The organism is Pseudomonas sp. BJa3 (assembly GCF_026343815.1).
In the GTDB taxonomy this organism is placed as follows: Bacteria; Pseudomonadota; Gammaproteobacteria; order Pseudomonadales; family Pseudomonadaceae; genus Aquipseudomonas; species Aquipseudomonas soli.
In genome coordinates, this window is sequence record NZ_JAOXMC010000452.1 from 1 (window position 1) to 244 (window position 244).

Here is a 244-nt window from a genome sequence, read left to right on the forward strand (position 1 = left end):
GCCCACGGCCAGGCACTCGTTGAGCATGTTCCAGCCCTTGCCAGCCATCTCCACGCCGCCGATCAGCTGGCTCAGCGGGATGAACACATCGCGGCCGTGGATCGGGCCGTTCTGGAACGGCGAGTTCAGCGGGAAGTGGCGACGGCCGACGTCGACACCGGGGGTGTCGCGCGGCAGCAGCGCCAGGGTGATGCCGATGTCGCGGGTGTCGCCCAGCAGGCCATCCGGGTCGTACATGCGGAAG

The 244-nt window shown here is 68.9% G+C and carries 1 pseudogene; it reads right to left on the reverse strand.

The features are described 5' to 3' along the window. Positions 1-244, reverse strand: a pseudogene (gene fadE / locus OH705_RS28385) (acyl-CoA dehydrogenase); the annotation flags it as partial.